General features: G+C 54.8%; 17 protein-coding genes and 2 pseudogenes. 11 read left to right on the forward strand and 8 right to left on the reverse strand.

The annotated features are described in order from the left end of the window. Positions 1 to 62: 62 nt before the first annotated feature. The 6 genes from NY406_RS01775 to NY406_RS01800 all read left to right on the forward strand — a co-directional run bounded on the left by NY406_RS01775 (position 63) and on the right by NY406_RS01800 (position 7,723). Positions 63 to 1,268 (forward strand): glycosyltransferase family 87 protein, encoded by a 1,206-nt coding sequence (locus NY406_RS01775; protein ID WP_260534957.1) that lies wholly within the window; start codon positions 63 to 65, stop codon positions 1,266 to 1,268. A gap of 90 nt (positions 1,269 to 1,358) precedes the next feature. Continuing rightward, a complete protein-coding gene (locus NY406_RS01780; RefSeq protein ID WP_260534959.1) occupies positions 1,359 to 2,576 on the forward strand; it encodes a glycosyltransferase family 87 protein in 1,218 nt (405 codons plus the stop codon). A 37-nt stretch (positions 2,577 to 2,613) separates the two neighbouring features. Then, complete coding sequence (locus NY406_RS01785) at positions 2,614 to 3,873, forward strand: glycosyltransferase family 87 protein (RefSeq protein ID WP_260534961.1); 1,260 nt, start codon at positions 2,614 to 2,616, stop codon at positions 3,871 to 3,873. A 37-nt stretch (positions 3,874 to 3,910) separates the two neighbouring features. Continuing rightward, positions 3,911 to 5,173: a glycosyltransferase family 87 protein gene (locus NY406_RS01790; RefSeq protein ID WP_260534963.1), complete on the forward strand. Its 1,263-nt coding sequence runs from the start codon at positions 3,911 to 3,913 to the stop codon at positions 5,171 to 5,173. Between the two features lie 69 nt (positions 5,174 to 5,242). Continuing rightward, the gene (locus tag NY406_RS01795) at positions 5,243 to 6,448 is read left to right on the forward strand and encodes a glycosyltransferase family 87 protein (protein WP_260534965.1); all 1,206 of its coding nucleotides are present in this window, start codon (positions 5,243 to 5,245) and stop codon (positions 6,446 to 6,448) included. Between the two features lie 39 nt (positions 6,449 to 6,487). Continuing rightward, on the forward strand, positions 6,488 to 7,723 hold the full coding sequence (locus NY406_RS01800) for a glycosyltransferase family 87 protein (RefSeq protein ID WP_260534967.1): 1,236 nt from the start codon (positions 6,488 to 6,490) through the stop codon (positions 7,721 to 7,723). A gap of 196 nt (positions 7,724 to 7,919) precedes the next feature. Here the strand turns inward: NY406_RS01800 and NY406_RS01805 are convergent, their stop codons facing one another. The 8 genes and pseudogenes from NY406_RS01805 to modD form a co-directional block, all read right to left on the reverse strand. Further along, complete coding sequence (locus NY406_RS01805) at positions 7,920 to 8,726, reverse strand: glycosyltransferase family 2 protein (protein ID WP_260534969.1); 807 nt, start codon at positions 8,724 to 8,726, stop codon at positions 7,920 to 7,922. Positions 8,727 to 8,763: 37 nt separating this feature from the next. Continuing rightward, the gene (locus NY406_RS01810; RefSeq protein ID WP_260534971.1) at positions 8,764 to 10,650 is read right to left on the reverse strand and encodes an ArnT family glycosyltransferase; all 1,887 of its coding nucleotides are present in this window, start codon (positions 10,648 to 10,650) and stop codon (positions 8,764 to 8,766) included. 369 nt (positions 10,651 to 11,019) lie between these two features. Next, complete coding sequence (locus NY406_RS11260) at positions 11,020 to 11,151, reverse strand: TOBE domain-containing protein (protein WP_411267096.1); 132 nt, start codon at positions 11,149 to 11,151, stop codon at positions 11,020 to 11,022. A 9-nt stretch (positions 11,152 to 11,160) separates the two neighbouring features. After that, the gene (locus NY406_RS01815) at positions 11,161 to 12,042 is read right to left on the reverse strand and encodes an ABC transporter ATP-binding protein (protein ID WP_260534973.1); all 882 of its coding nucleotides are present in this window, start codon (positions 12,040 to 12,042) and stop codon (positions 11,161 to 11,163) included. Beyond that, positions 12,039 to 12,707 (reverse strand): molybdate ABC transporter permease subunit, encoded by a 669-nt coding sequence (modB, locus tag NY406_RS01820; protein WP_260534975.1) that lies wholly within the window; start codon positions 12,705 to 12,707, stop codon positions 12,039 to 12,041. Before modB ends, NY406_RS01815 begins: the two co-directional genes overlap by 4 nt. Then, a complete protein-coding gene (locus tag NY406_RS01825) occupies positions 12,697 to 13,098 on the reverse strand; it encodes a molybdopterin-binding protein (RefSeq protein WP_260534977.1) in 402 nt (133 codons plus the stop codon). Before NY406_RS01825 ends, modB begins: the two co-directional genes overlap by 11 nt. Next, positions 13,091 to 13,872 (reverse strand): annotated as a pseudogene (gene modA, locus NY406_RS11265) (molybdate ABC transporter substrate-binding protein). The gene NY406_RS01825 and the pseudogene modA overlap by 8 nt, the downstream one beginning before the upstream one ends. A gap of 12 nt (positions 13,873 to 13,884) precedes the next feature. After that, positions 13,885 to 14,742: a ModD protein gene (modD, locus tag NY406_RS01840; protein WP_260534983.1), complete on the reverse strand. Its 858-nt coding sequence runs from the start codon at positions 14,740 to 14,742 to the stop codon at positions 13,885 to 13,887. 462 nt (positions 14,743 to 15,204) lie between these two features. On the opposite strand from modD, the gene NY406_RS01845 reads away from it, so the two are divergent. The 5 genes and pseudogenes from NY406_RS01845 (at position 15,205) to NY406_RS01865 (ending at position 20,267) form a co-directional block, all read left to right on the forward strand. Then, on the forward strand, positions 15,205 to 15,918 hold the full coding sequence (locus NY406_RS01845; RefSeq protein ID WP_260534985.1) for an ABC transporter ATP-binding protein: 714 nt from the start codon (positions 15,205 to 15,207) through the stop codon (positions 15,916 to 15,918). Between the two features lie 19 nt (positions 15,919 to 15,937). After that, on the forward strand, positions 15,938 to 17,470 hold the full coding sequence (locus NY406_RS01850; protein ID WP_260534987.1) for an NAD(P)/FAD-dependent oxidoreductase: 1,533 nt from the start codon (positions 15,938 to 15,940) through the stop codon (positions 17,468 to 17,470). A gap of 163 nt (positions 17,471 to 17,633) precedes the next feature. Next, positions 17,634 to 19,658 (forward strand): NAD-dependent DNA ligase LigA, encoded by a 2,025-nt coding sequence (gene ligA / locus NY406_RS01855; protein WP_260534989.1) that lies wholly within the window; start codon positions 17,634 to 17,636, stop codon positions 19,656 to 19,658. A gap of 87 nt (positions 19,659 to 19,745) precedes the next feature. Further along, positions 19,746 to 20,016, forward strand: a pseudogene (locus NY406_RS01860) (DUF4160 domain-containing protein). 5 nt (positions 20,017 to 20,021) lie between these two features. Continuing rightward, positions 20,022 to 20,267, forward strand: coding sequence for a DUF2442 domain-containing protein (locus NY406_RS01865; RefSeq protein WP_260534993.1), 246 nt, complete (start codon positions 20,022 to 20,024; stop codon positions 20,265 to 20,267). Positions 20,268 to 20,319 lie beyond the last annotated feature (52 nt).

Genomic DNA, 20,319 nt, shown 5'->3' on the forward strand with positions numbered 1-20,319 from the left:
CGCTTGACTCAGGAAAACACTTCGACGATGCCGAAAAAATCGGAATACGCAAGAGAGAGACCATGAAAACAGACGCGCACTGGCTGAATCGGGAGCGCCTCACCATGTATCCCCGCATCTTTCTGGCAGTATTCCTTGTATTTGGTTTGCTGTGGCTTTTTTTGTTGAAAAATATGTCTGACCTAAAATGGGTGCCGTTTGGTGCCGATTTTATTACATTCTGGGCAGCATCTCATCTTGCCTTAACAGGGCATGCCTCAGACGCCTACAACATTCGCGTACTCTTCAAGGCTCAGCAAATTGCTGTGCCAGCATCGCAAAGCATTTATGCATGGTTTTACCCACCGTCGTTCTACCTTGTTGTTTTGCCTTTGGCGTTGCTCCCGTATCTGGCAGCATACTGGGCCTTCATGTTGTCAACGCTGGGCTGCTATCTTTTGGTGTTGCGCCGCATCTTTCGCGGCAACACGGCGATGTGGTGTCTCGCTTCGTTTTCCGGATTGTGGTTAAACCTCTTTTGCGGCCAGAATGCATTCCTGACTGCGGCGCTTGCCGGCGCGGCTCTTCTCACCATTGAACGGCGGCCTTTCCTGGCCGGGTTGTTCATCGGCCTGCTTGCCATCAAACCGCATCTTGCGATGCTCTTTCCGGTGGCATTACTCGCAATTGGTGCGTGGCGCACCCTGATAACCGCCGCTGTGACGGCAATCACGTTTATGGCTATTGGTACGGTAACTCTTGGAACCGCTGTGCTGAAGGCATTTCTCGCGAGTCTTGGTGATGCGCGATTAGTAGTGGAATATGGAACCCTTGCCTGGAAGAAAATGCCCTCGGTATTTGCTTTCATGCGTCTGCTCGGAACACCCGTCACGTGGGCTTATGCTATTCATTTTGTCGTTGCTGTGATGGCCGTGATCGTTGTCTGGCGCGTCTGGCGTCATTGCCGGAACCGGAACCTGCGCGGCGCAGCCCTGATGACGGCAACCTTTCTGGTCAGCCCGTACGTGTTAGATTATGACCTGGCCTGGTTGGCCTTTCCGATTGCCTGGCTGGCATTGGATGGTCTGCGCACCGGCTGGCTGCGTGGTGAGCGCGAAGTGCTGGTCGCTGCCTGGTTGCTGCCGTTACTTTTGGCCCCGATAGCTGGAGCTCTAAAATTGCAGATAGGGCCATTCGTGCTGTGTAGCCTGTTGTGGATGACGTATCGTCGTGCAACGGCCGCTGCATCGATGACTGGCGCTCTGGCAAGCGACAGCCATGCAGATTAGTTCGAGACTGTACCATAGGAGCTTGCCTCGCTTGACTCAGGAAAACACTTCGACGATGCCGGAAAAATCGGAATACGCAAGAGAGAGACCATGAAAACAGACGCGCACTGGCTGAATCGGGAGCGCCTTACTATGTATCCCCGCATCTTTCTGGCTGGATTTTTTGTGTTTGGCTTAGGGTGTGTTTTTATCGCAAAAAAAATGTTTGACCTGAATGGGATACCGTTTGGTGCTGATTTTATCACATTCTGGGGTGCCTCGCATCTCGCCCTGACAGGGCATGCTCAGGACGCTTACAACAATTCCCTGCTGTTAAAGGCTGAACAACTGGTAATACCGGCATTCAGGTTTAATTATATATGGTACTACCCGCCGTCGTTCTACCTTCTTGTGTTGCCTTTGGCTTTACTGCCGTACGTGGCAGCTTATTGGACCTTCATGCTCTCAACGCTGTGGGGTTATCTTCTGGTGTTTCGCCGCATCATCCGTGGCAAGATGGCGATGTGGTGTCTGGCCGCTTTTTCCGGATTGTGGGTAAACCTCATTTGCGGCCAGAACGGCTTCCTGACCGCAGCAATTGCCGGTGCGGCTCTCCTCACCGTTGAGCGGCGTCCTTTCCTGGCCGGGTTGTTCATCGGCCTGCTCGCCATCAAACCGCATCTTGCGATGCTCTTTCCGGTAGCGTTACTTGCTATTGGCGCGTGGCGAACCCTGATTACTGCTGCCCTGACGGCGATCACCTTCATGGCCATTGGCACGGCAACCTTGGGAACCGCTGTGCTGAAGGCATTTCTCGCGAATCTCGGCTATGCGCGTCTGTTTCTGGAAAACGGAGGTCTTCCGTGGAAGAAAATGCCCTCGATGTTTGTCTTTTTGCGTCTGCTCGGAACACCCGTCACGTGGGCTTATGCTATTCATTTTGTCGTTGCTGTGATGGCCGTGATCGCCGTCTGGCGCGTCTGGCGTCATTGCCGGAACCGGAACCTGCGCGGCGCAGCCCTGATGACGGCAACCTTTCTGGTCAGCCCGTACGTGTATGATTATGACCTGGCATGGCTGGCCTTCCCGATTGCCTGGCTGGCATTGGACGGGTTGCGCTCCGCCTGGCTGCAAGGGGAGCGTGAAGTGCTTGTGGCGGCATGGTTGTTTCCGGTACTCATGATACCAATAGCTGAAGCGGTGAAAGTGCAGATAGGGCCGCTGGTGCTTGGCAGCCTGTTGTGGATGACGTATCGTCGGTCAGCAGTATCGATGACGGACGTTACGGCAACTGACGGCCATGCAGCGCAATTCGACATGGCACCATAGGAACTTTCCTTAATTGAATCTGGAAAATACTTCGACGATGCCGGAGAAATCGAAATATGAGATAGGCAGAGAGACCATGAAAGCAGATTCACACTGGCTGAATCGGGAGCGCCTCATATTTTATCCTCGTATTTTTCTGTTGCTTTTGCTTGCAATTGGCTTAAAGCTGTTTTTGAGGTCGAAAAATACGGTTGACCTTTCTGGTCAACCGTTTGGTTACGACTTCATCACATTCTGGGGTGCCTCGCATCTTGCCTTGACAGGTCATGCTCAGGATGCCTACAGTATTCCCTTACTCTTCAAGGCTGAGCAACTTGCACAACCGGCATCGAAAATCGCTTATCCATGGTACTATCCTCCTTCGTTCCATCTTGTTGTGCTGCCGCTGGCGTTACTGCCGTACATAGCTGCATACTGGACCTTCATATTATCAACGCTGGGCGGCTATCTTCTGGTGTTGCGCCGCATTATCCACGGCAACATTGCGATGTGGTGTCTGGCTGCATTCTCCGGATTGTGGATGAACTTTTTTCATGGTCAGAACGGCTTTCTGACCGCGGCCATCGCCGCTGCGGCACTTCTCAGCGTTGAGCGACGGCCTGTTCTGGCAGGAGTGCTTATCGGCCTGCTTGCCATCAAGCCGCATCTTGCAATTCTTTTCCCTGTAGCGTTACTCGCAATTGGTGCTTGGCGGACTTTGATAACAGCCGCCGTGGCGGCGATCACATTTATGGCCATTGGTACGGTAACTCTTGGAACCGCTGTCCTGAAGGCGTTTTTCGCGAGTCTTGGTTATGCGCGATTATTTCTGGAAAACGAATCTCTTGCATGGAGGAAAATGCCCTCGGTGTTTGCGTTTCTGCGCCTGCTCGAAATGCCTGTCACGTGGGCGTATGTTGTCCATTGTATCGTTGCAGCGGTGGCGGTGATCGCCGTCTGGCAGGTCTGGCGTCATTGCCGGAACCGGAACCTGCGCGGCGCAGCCCTGATGACGGCAACCTTTCTGGTCAGTCCGTACGTGTTTGATTATGACCTGGCCTGGTTGGCCTTTCCGATTGCCTGGCTGGCACTGGATGGTCTGCGCACCGGCTGGCTGCGCGGTGAACGTGAAGTGCTCGTGGCAGTGTGGTTGCTGCCGTTGCTGATGAGCCCTATAGCCGGGGCTCTAAAATTTCAGATAGGCCCGCTGGTGCTTTGCAGCCTGTTGTGGATGACGTATCGTAGAGCAGCAGCAGCCCCGATGACGGGCACTACGACAGATGAAGGCCACGCGGATCAGATCGGGACTTTTGCGTAGGTGGCAATTGTCTTCCCCGACTCAGGTAAATACTTCGATGATGCCGGAAAAATTCGAATTCGAGAGAGATAAAGGTTTCATGAAAGCACACACACACTGGCTGAATCGGGAGCGCCTCAAAGTTTATTCCGGCTTGATTCTCGCTCTGTTCCTTATCTACAGCGCTGGGAGCGTTTATTATTCAAAAAATTTGGTTAACACAAGCGGGGTCCCGCTTGGTATTGACTTTATCACATTCTGGGGTGCCTCGCATCTTGCCCTGACAGGACATGCTCAGGATGCCTATAACAGTTCCTTGCTTTTCAAGGCCCAGCAACTTGCCGTGCCTGCATCGAAAATCCCTTATCTATGGTTCTACCCGCCGTCGTTCTACCTTGTTGTGCTTCCACTGGCGCTACTGCCGTACCTGGCAGCATATTTGACCTTCATGCTGTCAACGCTGGGCGGCTATCTTCTGGTATTGCGCCGCATCGTCCGGGGCAGGGCGGCGATGTGGTGTCTGGCCGGTTTCTCCGGGTTGTGGATGAACTTTTATGACGGCCAAAACGGCTTCTTGACTGCGGCAATCGCCGGCGCGGCACTGCTTGGCGTTGATCGACGGCCTGTCCTGGCCGGGTTGTTCATCGGCCTGCTTGCCATCAAACCGCATCTTGCGATGCTCTTTCCGGTGGCACTACTCGCCATTGGCGCATGGCGCACCCTGATAACGGCCGCCGTGACGGCGATCACGTTTACGGTTATTGGCACGGCAACTTTCGGAACCGCTGTGCTGAAAGCATTTCTCGCGAGTCTTGGCTATGCGCGTCTGTTTATGGAAAACACACCTCCTCTCTGGGATAAAATGCCCTCGGTGTTTGCATTCCTGCGCATGTTCGGAATGCCTGTCGCATGGGCGTATGCTGTTCATTGTGTCGTTGCTATGGCGGCCGTGATTGCTGTATGGCATGTGTGGCGCCATTGCCAAAACCGGAACCTGCGTAACGCAGCCCTGATGACGGCAACGTTTCTGGTCAGCCCGTACGTATTTTATTACGACCTGGCATGGCTGGCCTTTCCGATTGCTTGGCTGGCATTGGACGGGTTGCGCAACGGCTGGCAGCGTGGTGAGCGTGAAGTTCTGGTTGCGGCCTGGCTGCTGCCGTTACTGATGATTCCGATAGCCGGATTTCTAAAATTACAGATAGGGCCGCTGGTGCTTTGCAGTCTGTTGTGGATTACGTATCGTCGTGCAACGAAAGCAGCGATGACGGGCGATACAGCAAGCGATGCCTGTGAAGATCAGTTCGAGACTGTACAGTAAGCGATTTTTTTTCTGGAAAACACTTCGACAATGCCGGAAAAATCCGAACACGCAAGAGAGAGAAAGACCATGAAAACCGACGCGCATTGGCTCAACCGCAAGCGCCTCATTTTTTATTCCCGCGTCTTTCTGCTTCTGTTCCTTGTCATTGGCGTAGGGTTGGTGGTAACGTCGAAAAATATGGTTACCGGCGACTTTATTCTGGCCTGGGCTGCATCGCATCTTGCCTTGGCAGGACATGCTCAGGATGCCTACAGCATACCCTCACTCATCAAGGCTCAACAAATTGCAGAACCGGGGCCGCAGGACGTTTACGGATGGTTCTACCCGCCATCATACTACCTTGTTATTCTGCCTCTGGCGTTGCTGCCGTACGCAGTAGCATACTGGAGCTTCATGCTGTCAACGCTGGCTGGCTATCTTCTGGTATTGCGCCGCATCGTCCGGGGCAGGGCGGCGATGTGGTGTCTGGCCGGTTTCTCCGGGTTGTGGATGAACTTTTATGACGGCCAGAACGGCTTCTTGACTGCGGCAATCGCCGGCGCGGCACTGCTTGGCGTTGATCGACGGCCTGTCCTGGCCGGGTTGTTCATCGGCCTGCTTGCCATCAAACCGCATCTTGCGATGCTCTTTCCGGTGGCATTACTCGCCATTGGCGCTTGGCGGACGTTGATAACCGCTGCCGTGACGGCGATTACCTTTATGGTTGCCGGAACGGCAATTCTGGGAACCGCTGTGCTGAAAGCATTTCTCGCGAGCCTTGGCGATGCCCGGCATTTATGTCTGGAAAACGGCTCTCTTCTCTGGAGTAAAATGCCTTCGGTATTTGCTTTCATGCGCCTGCTCGGAACGCCTGTCACGTGGGCGTATGTCGCTCATTTCATCGTTGCCGTAGTGGCCGTGATGGCTGTCTGGCGCGTCTGGCGCAATTGTCGGAACCGCAACCTGCGTAACGCAGCCCTGATGACGGCAACGTTTCTGGTCAGCCCCTATGTATTGTTTTACGATCTGGCATGGCTGGCCTTTCCGATTGCCTGGCTGGCGTTGGACGGGTTGCGCTCCGGCTGGTTGCGCGGCGAGCGCGAAGTGCTCGTGGCGGCGTGGTTGCTGCCGTTGCTGATGATGGTACAGATAATTGCGCATCTGAACGTGCAGGCGGGGCCGTTGGTGCTGTGCAGCCTGTTGTGGATTACATATCGCCGGGCTACGTCAGCATCAATGACAGGTGCTGCTGCAACCGCAGGCCATGCAGATCAGTACGAGATAATACAGTAATCAGAAAGTGCCTTACTTGGCACTGGAAACATTTCGTCGATGCCGGATCTGAATACAACATCTGGGAAAAAGACCATGAACGCCAACTTGCATTGGCTCAACCAAAAGCGCCTCATCTTTTATTCCCGCATCTCTCTGGCTCTATTTCTTGTAATCGGTTCAGGGTTTGTTTTAACACCGGATGGACTACCTATCTGTAGAGACTTTATTACATTCTGGACGGCATCGCATCTTGCCTTGACGGGGCATGCTCAGGATGCCTACAACATTTCCTTGCTTTTAAAGGCTGAGCAAGCTGATGTGCCGTTATCGCAAATCCCTTTACCATGGTTCTACCCGCCACCGTTCTATCTTGTTGTGCTTCCGCTGGCGTTACTCCCATTCCTTGCAGCGTACTGGACTTTCACATTGTCAACGCTGGGCGGTTATTTTCTGGTGTTGCGGCGTATCGTCCGGGGCAAGACGGCGATGTGGTGTCTGGCCGGTTTCTCCGGATTGTGGATAAACCTCTTTCACGGCCACAACGCTTTCCTGACTGCAGCGCTCGCCGGTGCGGCGTTGCTCAGCGTTGAGCGAAGGCCGGTACTGGCCGGGGTGTTCATCGGTCTGCTTGCCATCAAACCGCATCTCGCGATTCTCTTTCCTGTGGTGTTACTCGCCATTGGTGCGTGGCGGACTTTGATAACTGCCGTCGTCACGGTGATCATATTTATGGCTATAGGTACGGTAACCCTCGGAACCGGTGTGTTGACGGGGTTCATTGCAAATCTTGGCTATGCGCGTCTGTATGTGGAAACAGGGTTGCTTCCCTGGGTAAAAACACCCACGGTATTTGCTTTTTTGCGTCTGCTTGGAATGCCCGTAGCATGGGCGTATGTAGTCCATTTTGTCGTTGCTGCGGGGGCTGTGATCGTTGTATGGCATGTGTGGCGGCGCAGCCAAAACCGGAATTTGCGCAGCGCAGCTTTGATGACGGCTACGTTTCTGGTCAGCCCATACGTTTTTGATTACGACTTGGCTTGGTTGGCTTTCCCTATCGCTTGGCTGGCATTGGACAGCTTGCGTAACGGCTGGCTGCGTGGTGAGCGTGAAGTGCTCGTTGCCGCCTGGTTGTTACCGTTGGTGATGGTCTTTATAGCGGCATCTCTTAATGTGCAGATTGGGTCGTTCGTGCTTTGTAGCCTGTTGTGGATTATATATCGTCGGGCTACGACGACTTCGATGATGGGCGCTGTAGTCATCGACGATCATGCGGATCAGTACGAGATACCCTAAGTTGTGTCGCCAAAGTGCTGTGAACGCTAACCCAAAACTGTTGGCAGGCATACCGGCATCATAAATCACAAAATGCCGGTAATCACTCAAGAGCCATTATCTGTTGCAGCTCGAAGGCTGTAAACGGCGTATTATTCGGGGTTCACGTCCCAACTGGCTCAAATGCGGCCGCCGCTCGGACTTTTTATGGATAGTTTTATGCCTCATACTGGCCATTACAAGCATGTTGATGAAGAACGTCATATTTGCATTCATGAAAGAAGCCAAAGCGCTGCATACTTGCTTTAGTTGTGGTAATGACTACATCTAAAGCATATTTGAGGCCATTCACATAACAGATTTCATCACCATAATATGTTGGAATTGGACGTTCTGCAATACGGAATCCCCAAAGAATCAATTGGATGATGATTTCGGTATCGAAATGGAAATCTGGGGTATTTAAATGAAAAGGGATTTGCTTCAAGGCCTTTACAGAATATGCTCTGTAACCCGAGTGAAATTCGCTTAAAGAGGTTTTTAGCATGATATTCTGAAACAGTGTCAGAATTTTATTGCCAACAAACTTATAGGCGGGCATCCCTCCTTTTAGTGCTCCGAAAGGAGTCATCATTCTTGAGCCAAATACGGCCTCTGCCTCTCCCTTTGTAACCGGTGTTATGAGATCACGCAAGTATTCCGGAGCATATTGCCCATCGCCATGGAGCAGTGCCACACAGTCGAAATCATGCTCGATAGCGTATTGGTAGCCTATCTTCTGATTTCCGCCATATCCCTGGTTTTCGGGGTTTACCAGAACCTTGGTACTGAATTTTATTTTGCCGCTTTGTATTGTCTCAAGGCAGCGTGATACAGTGTGGTCAGAAGATTTATCGTCTATAATCAGCACTTCGGTATCAAAATCATCGAGAAGGTCAGAAGGAATACGCATAAGAATGTTCTCAATCGTACTTTCCGCATTATAGGCTACTATAAAAATTAAAATGCTCGGTTTCCTATCCATTGCTTTTTTCTTTTTAAAGAGCTGTATCTGCGTGAGCCTATAAACCTGAATGCCTCGATAGCGACTTTTGAGCAAAACCCTCCCCAATTATAGGGCAGCTATTTTGTAAAAGCAAATTGTTTGCGGGTATCCCTTTAACCGGAGCGTCAGGAAGAGTGTTTTCCGGCTTCTTGCTCGTATCCCCCTGGTTGCCATCCGATGTTTCCGGGGTTTTTCTTTTCAGAACTTCTATCCACCATTTCGAACGCGGTGCGCCAGGCGCCTCCGCGCCCCATCGGGAGTGGGACTTGTCACTGAAAATCTCGACCAGGCCTACCCGTGTATAATATTGAGCTTTGTGCCGTTTGATCCATTTGAGCAACTGCCAGTCGGAAGCCCTGCTCGGGGGCCATGATGAGGGAAGAGATGTTGGATCTGTATAAACGATATATGCCGGTTGAGCATTCTCTATCTCCCGGGCCATCTGCTCCTGCATTTCCAGGGATAAGCTGTGGTCTCCCTTCATGGTATCGGTGGATAAGTCAAGGTCTTCTTTCATGGTATAGGTGTAAACATAGCCGGTGGCCGCCCGCCGCCCGGAGTAGAAATAAATCTCGGGTTCAGACCCGATCACGGCAACGAGGTCATCTTCTCTCGTATGCGATCTGATGTAATCGGCAATTTCAAGGGTTTCCGAAAAGGGAGAATCAGCGCCGTAAGTAGAGCGGCTGGCGTCGTTTGGGCTCATCCAGAAGAGGAATGCGCGCTGCTGGAACAGGGTGAAGGCCAGGGCAAGTCCGGTTATGAGCAGCCCGATACTGCATTGGCCCCGGGGCGGCACGCGGCTCGGCAGGAGCGTTGTTAGTGAACTTACTCCCACGCCTGCCAGTACTGCGGCAGCCGGTAGCAGGAGCACAAAGTAGTGAGGTCGAAAGATGAACCCGGGACAAATGGCCAGAAAGGAGAAGAGCGTGAACAACAGGAGAAATGCCCGGTATTTTCTCGCCTCTTTGTGCCAGAGAGTAGCACTCAGGCCAATGTAGGCCAGAATCCACAGCGGCCAACTGACGCTCATTATCGGGGTCGCGTAGTGCGCGAAGATGGCTAACGCATATTTGAGGGGTATTTCGCTGATGTATGCTCTCGAGTACTCGAAGGTCCAATACCGGAATTGACCAAATGAGCCGGATACCAGAAAGACTATGCAGGTTACGGCGTAAGGCAGCAGTATGCCGCTGCACAAGGCAAGCGCGTGCCAGCCGAGAAGCTTCCAGGAGAACGGCCGGCTGCCCGGGTATTGAGTGAGGAAAATCACCACGCCCGCCGGGATGAAGGCAATGCCATGCTGTTTAATGATGAAGCCCAGTCCAAGAAGAAGGCCCGATGCGAAGAACAGCCACCATCGCCTTTTTTCGAGTGCGATGAGGAGTAGAAGCAAGCCCGCCACCGCGGGCAGAATGACGAAATGCTCCGCGTTTGCAAAAACGCCTTGAACAGACTGGCTCACTGACAATACGGCAAAGCTTCCCGCCGCAGCAAGACCGGTCAGGGAGTTGATCAGACGTCGTGCGAGCAGAAAAATGAGAATGGACGTTACGCTGTTTATAAGCAGCAGGCCGGCGTGTACGCCAATGTGGGTTTGTCCGAAGATCGAAAGCACCACAGCGTACGCCGCATAGATGCCAGGCAGCTTCATGCTGTAGAGGTGCTGGTAGGGAAGGAGCCCTTGCAGCAGCAGTTGTGCGCCATAGGCGTACTCGCCCTCATCACGCTCCATTGGAACGTTGAGCAAATGGTACCTGATTCCCGCCACGAACAGAAGTATCGCCAGGAGGAACCACCATGCGCCACGTTCTGCGTGACTCTTCTGCAAACGAAACCTCTTTTCACGCTGCTGCTGAATCGGCTGATCCCACTGTTTACTATCGCGGTGTTTTCCCGGCATGGGGTTCCATGGTTTGTTCCATCAGCGCGTGAGGGACTGAAGGCATGAACGCGGTTGGGGCAAGCTCCCTTGTAGTCGTTGAACCACTGCTTCAAACCTCCGGGGAGTTCGAGGCCATCGTCCCGTTGTACTCAGGTAAATGTACTCATATTTGACACGCTGCCATAACCGTTTGATGAAAACGCGCTGTCGCGTAGTCGTCTTTTGCCGTCCTGTAGAGCTGATTTGGCTTACTGGATGACGGCCCTTTTCTGGTGCTCGAAAGCTACCGGAAATCTGGCGGGTAAGGTGGTCTGGACGCTGAAAATGTCTGGTCTTCGTGCGGGGTGCGCGGGGCGTGAGGGTTACACGGGGGAGGTGCGGATGGGGTCAGCTCAGTCTCCGGAACGCCGATGCTTTGATGGCAGCGAAGAGCGTCGTGCCGGGCGCGATGCCGAGTTCTTCGGCGGCGGAGCGGACGATTTCTGCGACAAGCGTTTTGCCGCCGGATTCGAGTACGATGCCTTTGCATCAGTGCTCTTCGGGCAGCTTCATCACAATGGGATTGAACGCCTTCGAGGCGACAAGCACCTGATCGCCCGGCGAGAGGTTGGCAAGATCGTTTTCGCACAGTACGACCTCGGCCAGTTCGTTGCCGGTTTCGACGACGGCGAGATAGATCGCATCGATCTTGCGAATACTCAGAATCGTGCTGACAAATGAGAACTTGTTCGAGGTGATCCGTTTGAAAAACACTTCGAGCGGTGTGCCGTGTTTTGCGATTTTGCCTTTTTCGATCACCGCGACCCTGTCGGAGAGCTTGAAAACCTCCTGCTTGTCATGAGAAACCAGCAGGGTCGAAAGTCCAAAGGCCCGATGCGTCTTGAGAATTTCCTCTTGCAACCGCCGTCTCGTGTTCGGGTCGAGCGCCGAGAGCGGTTCGTCGAGCAAAAGAATATCAGGAGTTCTCAGAATTGCCCTCGCCAGTGCAACCCGCTGCTTCTGACCGCCGGAGAGGGTTGCCGGATAACGGTCGGCGAGCGAGTCGAGTCCGGTCAGGGTGAGCATCTTGTCCACTTCGCCCGGCTTTTTTTTCTCCTGGGCGAACAGCAGGTTTTCTCGCACGGTCATGGTTGGAAAAAGCGCATAATCCTGAAAAACCAGACCAACTTTGCGCTTTTGCGGCGGTATGTCGATCCCGGTCTTGCTGTCGAACCACCTCTTTCCGTTCACTTCTATTTTTCCGGTGTCCGGTTTTTCAAGCCCCGCGAGCATCCGCAACAGCGTTGTTTTTCCGCTGCCCGATTTGCCATAGAGCGTCAGAAGCGTTTCCGGCGCGATCTCCAGATTTACGGACAGTTCAAACGGGCCATCCGCACCGATGAGTTTTTTTGTGACGTCAATCCGTATCACCTGATATCGAGTTTTTTATTGACGAGATAGACTGTCAGAAGAATCGCAAAGGAGAAGATGAAAAGGATCGCGGCGTACAGGTGCGCGGTCTGATAATCGAGCGATTCGACGAGGTCGTAGATGGCTATCGAAGCTACCTTGGTCTCTCCCGCGATACTGCCGCCGATCATGAGCACAACGCCAAACTCGCCGACCGTATGGGCAAATGCGAGAACTCCTCCGGTCAACAGAGCGCTTTTCATCGACGGCAGAATGACCCTGAACATGGTCTCGATCTTTGACTTGCCGAGGCTGTAACTCGCATCGATCAGGTTGGCGGGAACAGCGTTGAAGCCCGCCTGCAAGGGGTGTACCATGAATGGAAAACTGAAAATAACCGATCCGAGTACCAGGCCGTCGAAGCTGAAGGCGAGCTGGTGGCCGAGCAGTTGCTCCCAAAGCTGGCCGAGCCAGCCGTTCCGGCTGAACATGAGCAGAAAATAGAAGCCCAGCACCGATGGCGGCAAGACGAGCGGCAAGGCGAAGATTGCTTCGAGCACCGGTTTGATGCGGGTTTTCGTCCGAAACAGGAGCCACGCGCTCGGCAGACCGAGCAGGTAGAGGATGACGGTCGTTATGAATGCAAGCTTGAGGGTCAGCGCAAGAGGTTCGAGGTCAAGTGTCATGGCTTGTCTCCAGTGAAAGTTGGCTTGCCTTGAACATCACGGTCACTTCGTCGCTCACTTGCAGCCCGAGCCGTTCGACGGCCCGGGTGGTGATGATGCTGCCGAACTCGCCTGCCTTGCTGTCGAGAGTGATGTCAGACAGAATATCGCCCTGCCTGATCGCCCTGACGACTGCCCGAAAGCGATTGCTGAGGCTGATTTCTCCCCTCAGATGCTTGCCCAGCGCCACTTCGCTTTCCTTGAAAAGTACGTGCACCCGTTTTCCCTGTTGGAACGATGGGGCGAGATCGAAGAGCAGCATCGAAAGCGTTATGCCCGAAGCATCGAGTTCGATACAACACAACGAATCGCTGCGCTGAATGCCGGTGATGACCGCTGAAAACTTATTCATTGGGCAGGGTAAAACCGTAACGTTTGAATATGGTTCGCGCTTCGCGTGATCCGATGAATTTTTCGAACTTTGCTGCCGTAGCGTTGCCGGTTGCGGGCTTCAGCAGCACGTAGCCTTGCACGATCGGTTTGTGCATGGTTGCTGGCACGAGGTAGTAGCTCCCTTCGCTTGCCAGAACGGGCGCGAGCGAGAGAGAATAGGCGACCATACCTGCGTCGGCTGCGCCGGTCTGAACGAATTGCGCCGTCTGCTGGATGTTTGCGCCTAACACCAGCTTGCTTTTTACTTTTTCATAAACGCCGTTTTTTTCAATGCCTCCTCGGCTATTCGACCGTAAGGAGCATGTTCCGGGTTGGCCATCGCAATTTTTTTGACTTTCGGATCGAGCAAGAGTTTGAAGCCTTTGCGGACATCAAGGCCGCTTTTTTTCGTTACCCAAATGGTCATTCTGCCGATTGCGTAAGGCTTCGGTTCCGAGATGGCAGCGCCAGACCGCTTCAGCTTCTCGGGATACCCAATATCGGCGGCAAAAAACATATCATATGGTGCACCGTTTTCAATCTGTGAATAGGCTTTGCCCGATGAGCCATACACAGCGGAGATTTGATCACCGGGATTTTTTGCTTCGAATGCCGTAATGATCTCTTTCATGGCGTATTGAAGGTCGGATGCAGCCGTAATGCTAGCCTGCCCGGCCAGTGCTGGCATAGAGGTCAGCACGAGGAGCGAGAGCGCAACGCCGATGCCACACAGGAGATGCTTCATGGTTCTCATGATTCTGTGTTGTCAGTTGGATTTTGCTGGTATGATCGAGGTCGAAATGTCAGCAGGTTTGCCAAAGTAAACCGAGGAGAGTACGATGATGTCGATGCCGGTTGCGGCGTACGCGGCGGCGTTCTCGCCGTTGATGCCGCCCGCCGCCGAGACCGCCACGCCGGGAAAGCGGCTGCGGATTTCGGAGACCAGCGAGGCGAGTTCGGCGACGGGCATCTTGTCCACCTGCACCACGTCCGCGCCCGCCGCCGCGATGCGGATTGCCTTGTCGGCGCTGTCGGCCTCGACGAGAATCTTCTGCTCTGGCGCGTGCTTTTTCAGGCTTGAGAGCTTTTCGAGGAACGGATCGAGTCCGCCGAGAAAGGCCATGTGCTGCGAGAAGACGAGAATCGATTCGGAGAGGCCGAGGCGGTGGGGAAACGCGCCGCCCGCAGTGATCGCCTTTATGGCGATTTTTTTTGTGCCGGGAAATGACTTGCGTGTCGTCACGACGTTGATGCCGGGATTGGCGGCGCGGGCGCGTTCGACGATGGTCGAGGTGCGCGTGGCGATGCCCGAGGCGTATTCGAGCAGGTTCATCGCCACTTTCCAGCCAGCGTGGAGCGCCGCTGCCGGGCCGGAAGCTCTCAGAATCTCCGTGCCCGGCGCGGCAATCGTGCCGGATGGAAGCGTTGAGAGTACCTCGGCGCCGCATTTCGCGAGCACCCGTCCGGCCTCTTCGGTGCAGCAGACCACCGTCCGGTCGCGCGTGGTGAAGGTGATTTCGCCCGGCTGATCGCCGATGCCGAGCAGGGCGGTGGTCAAATCGCCATAAGGCACGTCTTCTTCGATATATCGCTCGATTTCACTGTCGGGAATGAGGCTGTACATGCGTGAATATTTTAGAACGTTGTGTGATTCTTGTTATAGCGAGCGGCGCAGATTTTGGTTTTTTCGTGCCGTCCGCGCACGCTGTCCGTTCTTGTGGTTATGGCTGATTGATCTGATTAATTTAGGTATTTGATAGATTAATCCTAAAAATATCTGTCTTGTTTGTCGTGGTGGTTTTGAAAAGCCTACGGATTTGTCGTTGCGCCTCTCTTCGGTATGTTTTACGGGAAATAACGAATTCTTCCTGACATTGGCAAAAGCGGAGTGTCGGCTGACTCGGGCGTGAAAAGGCTGTCGGGCAGCGTTTCGGCTGTCATCCTGAATCCTGACTCCATTTCCCAAAGCTCCATAAACGGCGCTTTTTTCTTATACTTCAAAGCGCTCGGAGAGTTCCGGTTTCGATCACGATCCGGATTTCGGTGGAGAGGGCGTGATCCGTAACGATGAACCAGACCCAACTCGATGGCTGAAACGATTCTCAGGCTCGAAGGAATCCGCAGGGAGCTCGAACTGTCTCGGGATGTACGGCAGACGATTATTCCCAACCTTTCGCTCGACATTTTCGAGGGAGAGTTCGTGGCGATCACCGGTCCGTCCGGGTCGGGCAAATCGACACTGCTCTACATCATGGGCGGTCTCGACAAGCCGACCTTCGGCAAGGTGTGGCTTGACGGGCAGGAGATCACCGGCGTCGATGAAACTGAAATGACCATCATTCGCAACCGGAAGATCGGTTTTATCTACCAGTTCCATTTTCTGCTTCCCGAGTTCAGTGCTGTCGATAATGTGATGATGCCGATGCTGATTCGCCGCAAGTATGGCAAGAAGGAGATTCGCGAGCGGGCGATGAAGCTGCTCGACATGGTCGGCCTCGAAGACAAGTACTCGAACAAGCCGAACCAGCTCTCCGGTGGGCAGCAGCAGCGCGTCGCTATCGCGCGGGCGCTGGCCAACGAGCCGAAGGTGCTGCTTGGCGACGAACCGACCGGCAACCTCGATTCGCGCTCGGCCAACAACGTCTATGAGCTGTTCTCCCGGCTGAACCGTGAGCTGAACCAGACCGTTATTGTTGTCACGCACGACGAAGATTTCGCCAACCGCGCGGGCCGCCGCATTCATCTGGTTGACGGCAAGATCGAGAGCGATTCGCGAAACGGTAAAGCAGCATCCGCCTGAAACCACAAAGAACCGATCCATGCTCGAACAGATCAGGAACACCCATCCGCTTGTTTACAAAAACTTTAGCGCCCTGCCGGATGGCGAGCGCCAACTGCGTTCGATCCTCGCCATCGACCGCTACTGGGAGAAGCTCGAGCTTCCGGTGCCGGATGTGATCCGCGACGGCTCGCGTCTTCCCGCTGACGCTCGCGTCGAGGAGGCGTTCGACATTCTCTACGCTGGCGGTACGCTTGGCCTTTTGCATGCGGCGGTGATGTCCAAAAAGTACGGGCGCAAGGTGCTGGTGATCGACCGCGCCGAGCCGGGGCGAACCACGCGTGACTGGAACATCTCGCGCGGCGAACTGCTGCGCCTCGCCGAGACCGGCGTGTTCACGCAGGAGGAGCTTGATTCAACCATCGTCCGACGCTACAAAACCGGCTGGGTCGAGTTCCATGCGCCCGCCGAAAAGCGCAAGCGGCTCTACATCGACGAGGTGCTCGACTGCGCAGTCGATGCCGACAGGCTGCTCGGCATGGCGTGCGACAAGGTGCTTGCGGGTAGCGGCTCGCAAGTGCTTGGCCACACCAGCTTCGTCTGTTGCTACCAGTTTCCGGATCACCTCGTCGTGCAGGTCGAGGAGTCGTCCGGCAAGCCGCGCTACTTCCGGACGCAGGTGCTCGTCGATGCGATGGGCATCGTCTCGCCGGTGGCGATGCAGCTCAACCGGGGCCGCCCGCAGACCCACGTCTGCCCGACGGCGGGCACCATCGCGAGCGGGTTCGAGGGTGTCGATTTCGAGGTGGGCGAAATTCTCGCCAGCACCGAGGACGCCGAGGTCTCCGGCAAGCGCGGACGGCAGCTCATCTGGGAGGGATTTCCGGCCAAGGGCGACGAGTACATCACCTACCTCTTCTTTTACGACAAGGTCGATTCGCCGAACGACAAATCGCTGCTCGGCCTCTTCGAGACCTACTTCCGCAAGCTGCCGGAGTACAAAAAGCCGGGGCCGAATTTCACGATTCACCGGCCCGTTTTCGGCATCATTCCGGCCTATTTTCACGACGGCGCGGGGTGCACGCGGGTGGTCTCCGGCGAGCGCATCGCACTGCTCGGCGACGCCGCCTCGCTCTCTTCGCCGCTCACCTTCTGCGGCTTCGGCTCGGTGGTGCGCAACCTCGATCGCATGACGGCGGGCCTTGCCAAGGCGATGCGCGAAGGCCGCCTCGGCGCGGCGGAACTGGCGAAAATCAGCGCCTACGAGCCGAACGTGGCCTCGATGGCAAACCTCATGAAATACATGTGTTACGATCCCGAGACCGACGACCCGGGCTTCGTCAACGAGATGATGAACGAGGTGATGATCGTGCTCGACGAGCTTCCGCAGCGATACCGCCAGGCGATGTTCCGCGACGAGATGAAGGTCGAAGAGCTGGTGACGGTGATGCTGAAGGTTGCGTGGCGCTACCCGAAAATCCTTAAGGCGACGTGGGACAAACTCGGCGTTGGCGGATCGGTTGGGTTCGTGAAAAACCTTGCCGGATGGGCGATGACCCAATCGTCGAAATAAAGCCGTTGGTTTGAATATTGTCATTCTGAATGGAGCGTAGCGGAGTGAAGAATCCATTTTACTCCGATATCAAGAGTTCTGGATTCTTCGCTTCGCTCAGAATGACATCGGGAAGAGCTTTCGTTCAACAAATCATTGATACCTTTAGTTGCTTAATTTTTCTATGGATAAGGCGAAAGCACAGCAGGAAATCGGCAAGCTCCGCGCGGAGATCGAACGCCACAACCGCCTCTACTATCTCGAAGCGAAACCGGAGATTTCAGACTTCGAGTTCGACAAGCTGCTCGAACGGTTGATTGTGCTTGAACAGGAGTTCCCGGAACTCGTGACGCCAGACAGTCCGTCGCAGCGTGTCGGCGGCGGCATCACCAAGGAGTTTCCGACGGTGGTGTACCGTGAGCCGATGCTCAGCCTTTCGAACACCTACTCCATCGCGGAGGTGACCGACTTCTGCAATCGCGTTGAAAAGCTGGTGGCAGCCGAGGGCGGCGGCAAGCCTGAATACGTCGCTGAGCTGAAGTATGATGGTGTGGCGATCAGCTTGCTCTACCGCGACGGCCTGCTTGTGCGTGGCTCCACGCGCGGCGATGGATGGCAAGGCGACGAAATCACAGCCAATCTCCGGACGATTCCATCGATCCCGCTCAGGCTCGAAATGTCTGATCTGCCGCTCTTCGGCACGGTGCCGAGCGGCGAAATCGAGGTGCGTGGCGAGGTCTATATGCGCAAGGACGATTTCGAGCGGCTCAACGAGGAGCGCCCGGAGGAGGAGCGCTTCGCTAACCCGCGTAATGCCACTGCGGGCACGCTCAAGTTGCAGGACTCGGCGGAGGTCGCCCGGCGCAGGATGTCGTTCGTGGCCTACTACCTCAAGGGCCACGACGGCGAAGCGCCCACGCACCTGAAGCGGCTGGAGCAGCTCAAAAGCATGGGCTTCATGACCGGCGCGGCGGCCCGGCTCTGCAAGGGGATGGACGAGATCGCCGACTTCATCAGCGAGTGGTCGGAGAAGCGCTGGACGCTGCCGTACGAAACCGACGGCGTGGTGCTCAAGCTCAACGAGGTCGGCCTGTGGGATCGGCTCGGCGCGACCGCCAAAAGCCCGCGCTGGGCGATTGCCTACAAGTACCCGGCACAGCAGGCCAAAACCGTGCTGCAAGGCGTTGTGTTCCAGGTCGGACGGCTCGGCACCATCACGCCGGTGGCCGAACTCAAGCCGGTGAAACTCGCCGGATCGACTGTGTCGCGCTCGACCCTGCACAACTTCGACGAAATCGAACGGCTCGGCGTGCGCATCGGCGACCACGTTATGATTGAAAAGTCGGGCGAAGTGATCCCGAAAGTGGTCAGCGTCGTGCTCGACGAACGCCCGGCAGAGACCGCCGCCATCGAAGTGCCGAAGCGCTGCCCGGAGTGCGGCACGGAGCTGGAGCGGCCCGAAGGTGAAGTGAGCTGGTACTGCCCGAACGAAGAGGGTTGCCCCGCGCAGAAGCGAGGCCGCATTCTGCACTTCGCCTCGCGCAACGCCCTCGACATTCAGAACCTCGGCGAATCGCTCGTCACGCAGCTCGTCGAGCGCGGCCTCGCCAGCGACGCGGGTGACCTTTACCGTCTCACGCTGGAGCAGCTCGCGAGCCTTGACCGCATGGCCGCCAAATCGGCGCAAAACGTGCTCGACGCGCTCGAAAAGAGCAAAAAGCAGAGCTACGCCCGCCTGCTCTTCGCTCTCGGCATCCGCCACGTCGGCGCAGCCACCGCCCGCGAACTGGCCCACGCCTGCCCCTCTATCGACTGCCTCCGCGAGATGGGCGAGGAGGAACTCGCCGCCGTGCCCGACATCGGCCCCGTCATCGCCGAAAGCATCCGCGACTTCTTCGCCAAACCCTGGGCGCAAGCGATGCTCCAAAAGCTCGCCGAAGCTGGACTGCCCATGCAAGCCGGAGAGGAAAAAGCGCTGGTCAACAACAATTTTGAAGGCCAAAGCGTCATCTTCACTGGTAGCCTGGAACGCCACGTCCGCCAGCAAGCCGAAGAGATGGTACGGGAACGCGGCGGCAGAATTGTCAGCTCAGTTAGCAAAAAGACCACGCTCGTCGTCGCCGGAAGCGAGGCCGGAAGCAAGCTGGAGAAGGCGATAAAGCTGGGTGTGAAGGTGATAAGCGAGGATGAGTTCGAGCGGATGCTGTGAGGTGAGACAGAGCTTGTCCGGAAACCCGATGATGGTATTATATTTTTGTAATTGTTTTTTTCAGTGAACCAATAGATCTGAAAGATTATGCCATCAATTTCGATGTTTTATGGCCTGATTGTTTACTTGTAACTTTCGAGATAACATGCAGCACCATGTGCCTCATATCCACGTCAGGTATCAGGATGACGAGGTTATTGTCTCTATTCCGGATGGAGAAATTCTTGATGGGTCGATTCCTCCAGCCAAGATGAAACTATTGCAGGCATGGATAGAATTGCACAAAGATGAGTTGGTCGCGGACTGGGAATTAGCAATTTCAGGCGAACAACCATATAAAATTGAACCATTGAGGTGAAGACAATGAATCCAAGAGTTAGTAAGGTCACCCCGTTGGAAGGCTACAAACTTCGTATCGAGTTCAGTAACGGAGAAGTCGGCGAATACGATTGCGCACCTCTTCTTGAATTCGGTGTATTCAAAGAGCTGAAGAATGTTCAGTATTTCAAATCGGTAAAGGTCGTTGGAGGTACTGTTGCTTGGCCAAACGAACAAGATATTTGCCCGGATACGTTGTATCTGGACTCTGTGAAAATACTTGCAGTATAGGCTGTTAAGCTTTTACGCTGTCATATTTTTGAGTGGGGGGATATGTCAATTT

The organism is Chlorobaculum sp. MV4-Y (assembly GCF_025244685.1).
GTDB lineage: Bacteria > Bacteroidota > Chlorobiia > Chlorobiales > Chlorobiaceae > Chlorobaculum.

Coding starts and splice junctions, on each gene's coding strand:
- NY406_RS01775 (WP_260534957.1), top strand. CDS start 63: ATGAAAACAGACGCGCACTGGCTGAATCGGGAGCGCCTCACCATGTAT.
- NY406_RS01780 (WP_260534959.1), top strand. CDS start 1,359: ATGAAAACAGACGCGCACTGGCTGAATCGGGAGCGCCTTACTATGTAT.
- NY406_RS01785 (WP_260534961.1), top strand. CDS start 2,614: ATGCCGGAGAAATCGAAATATGAGATAGGCAGAGAGACCATGAAAGCA.
- NY406_RS01790 (WP_260534963.1), top strand. CDS start 3,911: ATGATGCCGGAAAAATTCGAATTCGAGAGAGATAAAGGTTTCATGAAA.
- NY406_RS01795 (WP_260534965.1), top strand. CDS start 5,243: ATGAAAACCGACGCGCATTGGCTCAACCGCAAGCGCCTCATTTTTTAT.
- NY406_RS01800 (WP_260534967.1), top strand. CDS start 6,488: ATGCCGGATCTGAATACAACATCTGGGAAAAAGACCATGAACGCCAAC.
- NY406_RS01805 (WP_260534969.1), bottom strand. CDS start 8,726: ATGGATAGGAAACCGAGCATTTTAATTTTTATAGTAGCCTATAATGCG.
- NY406_RS01810 (WP_260534971.1), bottom strand. CDS start 10,650: ATGCCGGGAAAACACCGCGATAGTAAACAGTGGGATCAGCCGATTCAG.
- modB (WP_260534975.1), bottom strand. CDS start 12,707: ATGACACTTGACCTCGAACCTCTTGCGCTGACCCTCAAGCTTGCATTC.
- NY406_RS01825 (WP_260534977.1), bottom strand. CDS start 13,098: ATGAATAAGTTTTCAGCGGTCATCACCGGCATTCAGCGCAGCGATTCG.
- modD (WP_260534983.1), bottom strand. CDS start 14,742: ATGTACAGCCTCATTCCCGACAGTGAAATCGAGCGATATATCGAAGAA.
- NY406_RS01845 (WP_260534985.1), top strand. CDS start 15,205: ATGGCTGAAACGATTCTCAGGCTCGAAGGAATCCGCAGGGAGCTCGAA.
- NY406_RS01850 (WP_260534987.1), top strand. CDS start 15,938: ATGCTCGAACAGATCAGGAACACCCATCCGCTTGTTTACAAAAACTTT.
- ligA (WP_260534989.1), top strand. CDS start 17,634: ATGGATAAGGCGAAAGCACAGCAGGAAATCGGCAAGCTCCGCGCGGAG.
- NY406_RS01865 (WP_260534993.1), top strand. CDS start 20,022: ATGAATCCAAGAGTTAGTAAGGTCACCCCGTTGGAAGGCTACAAACTT.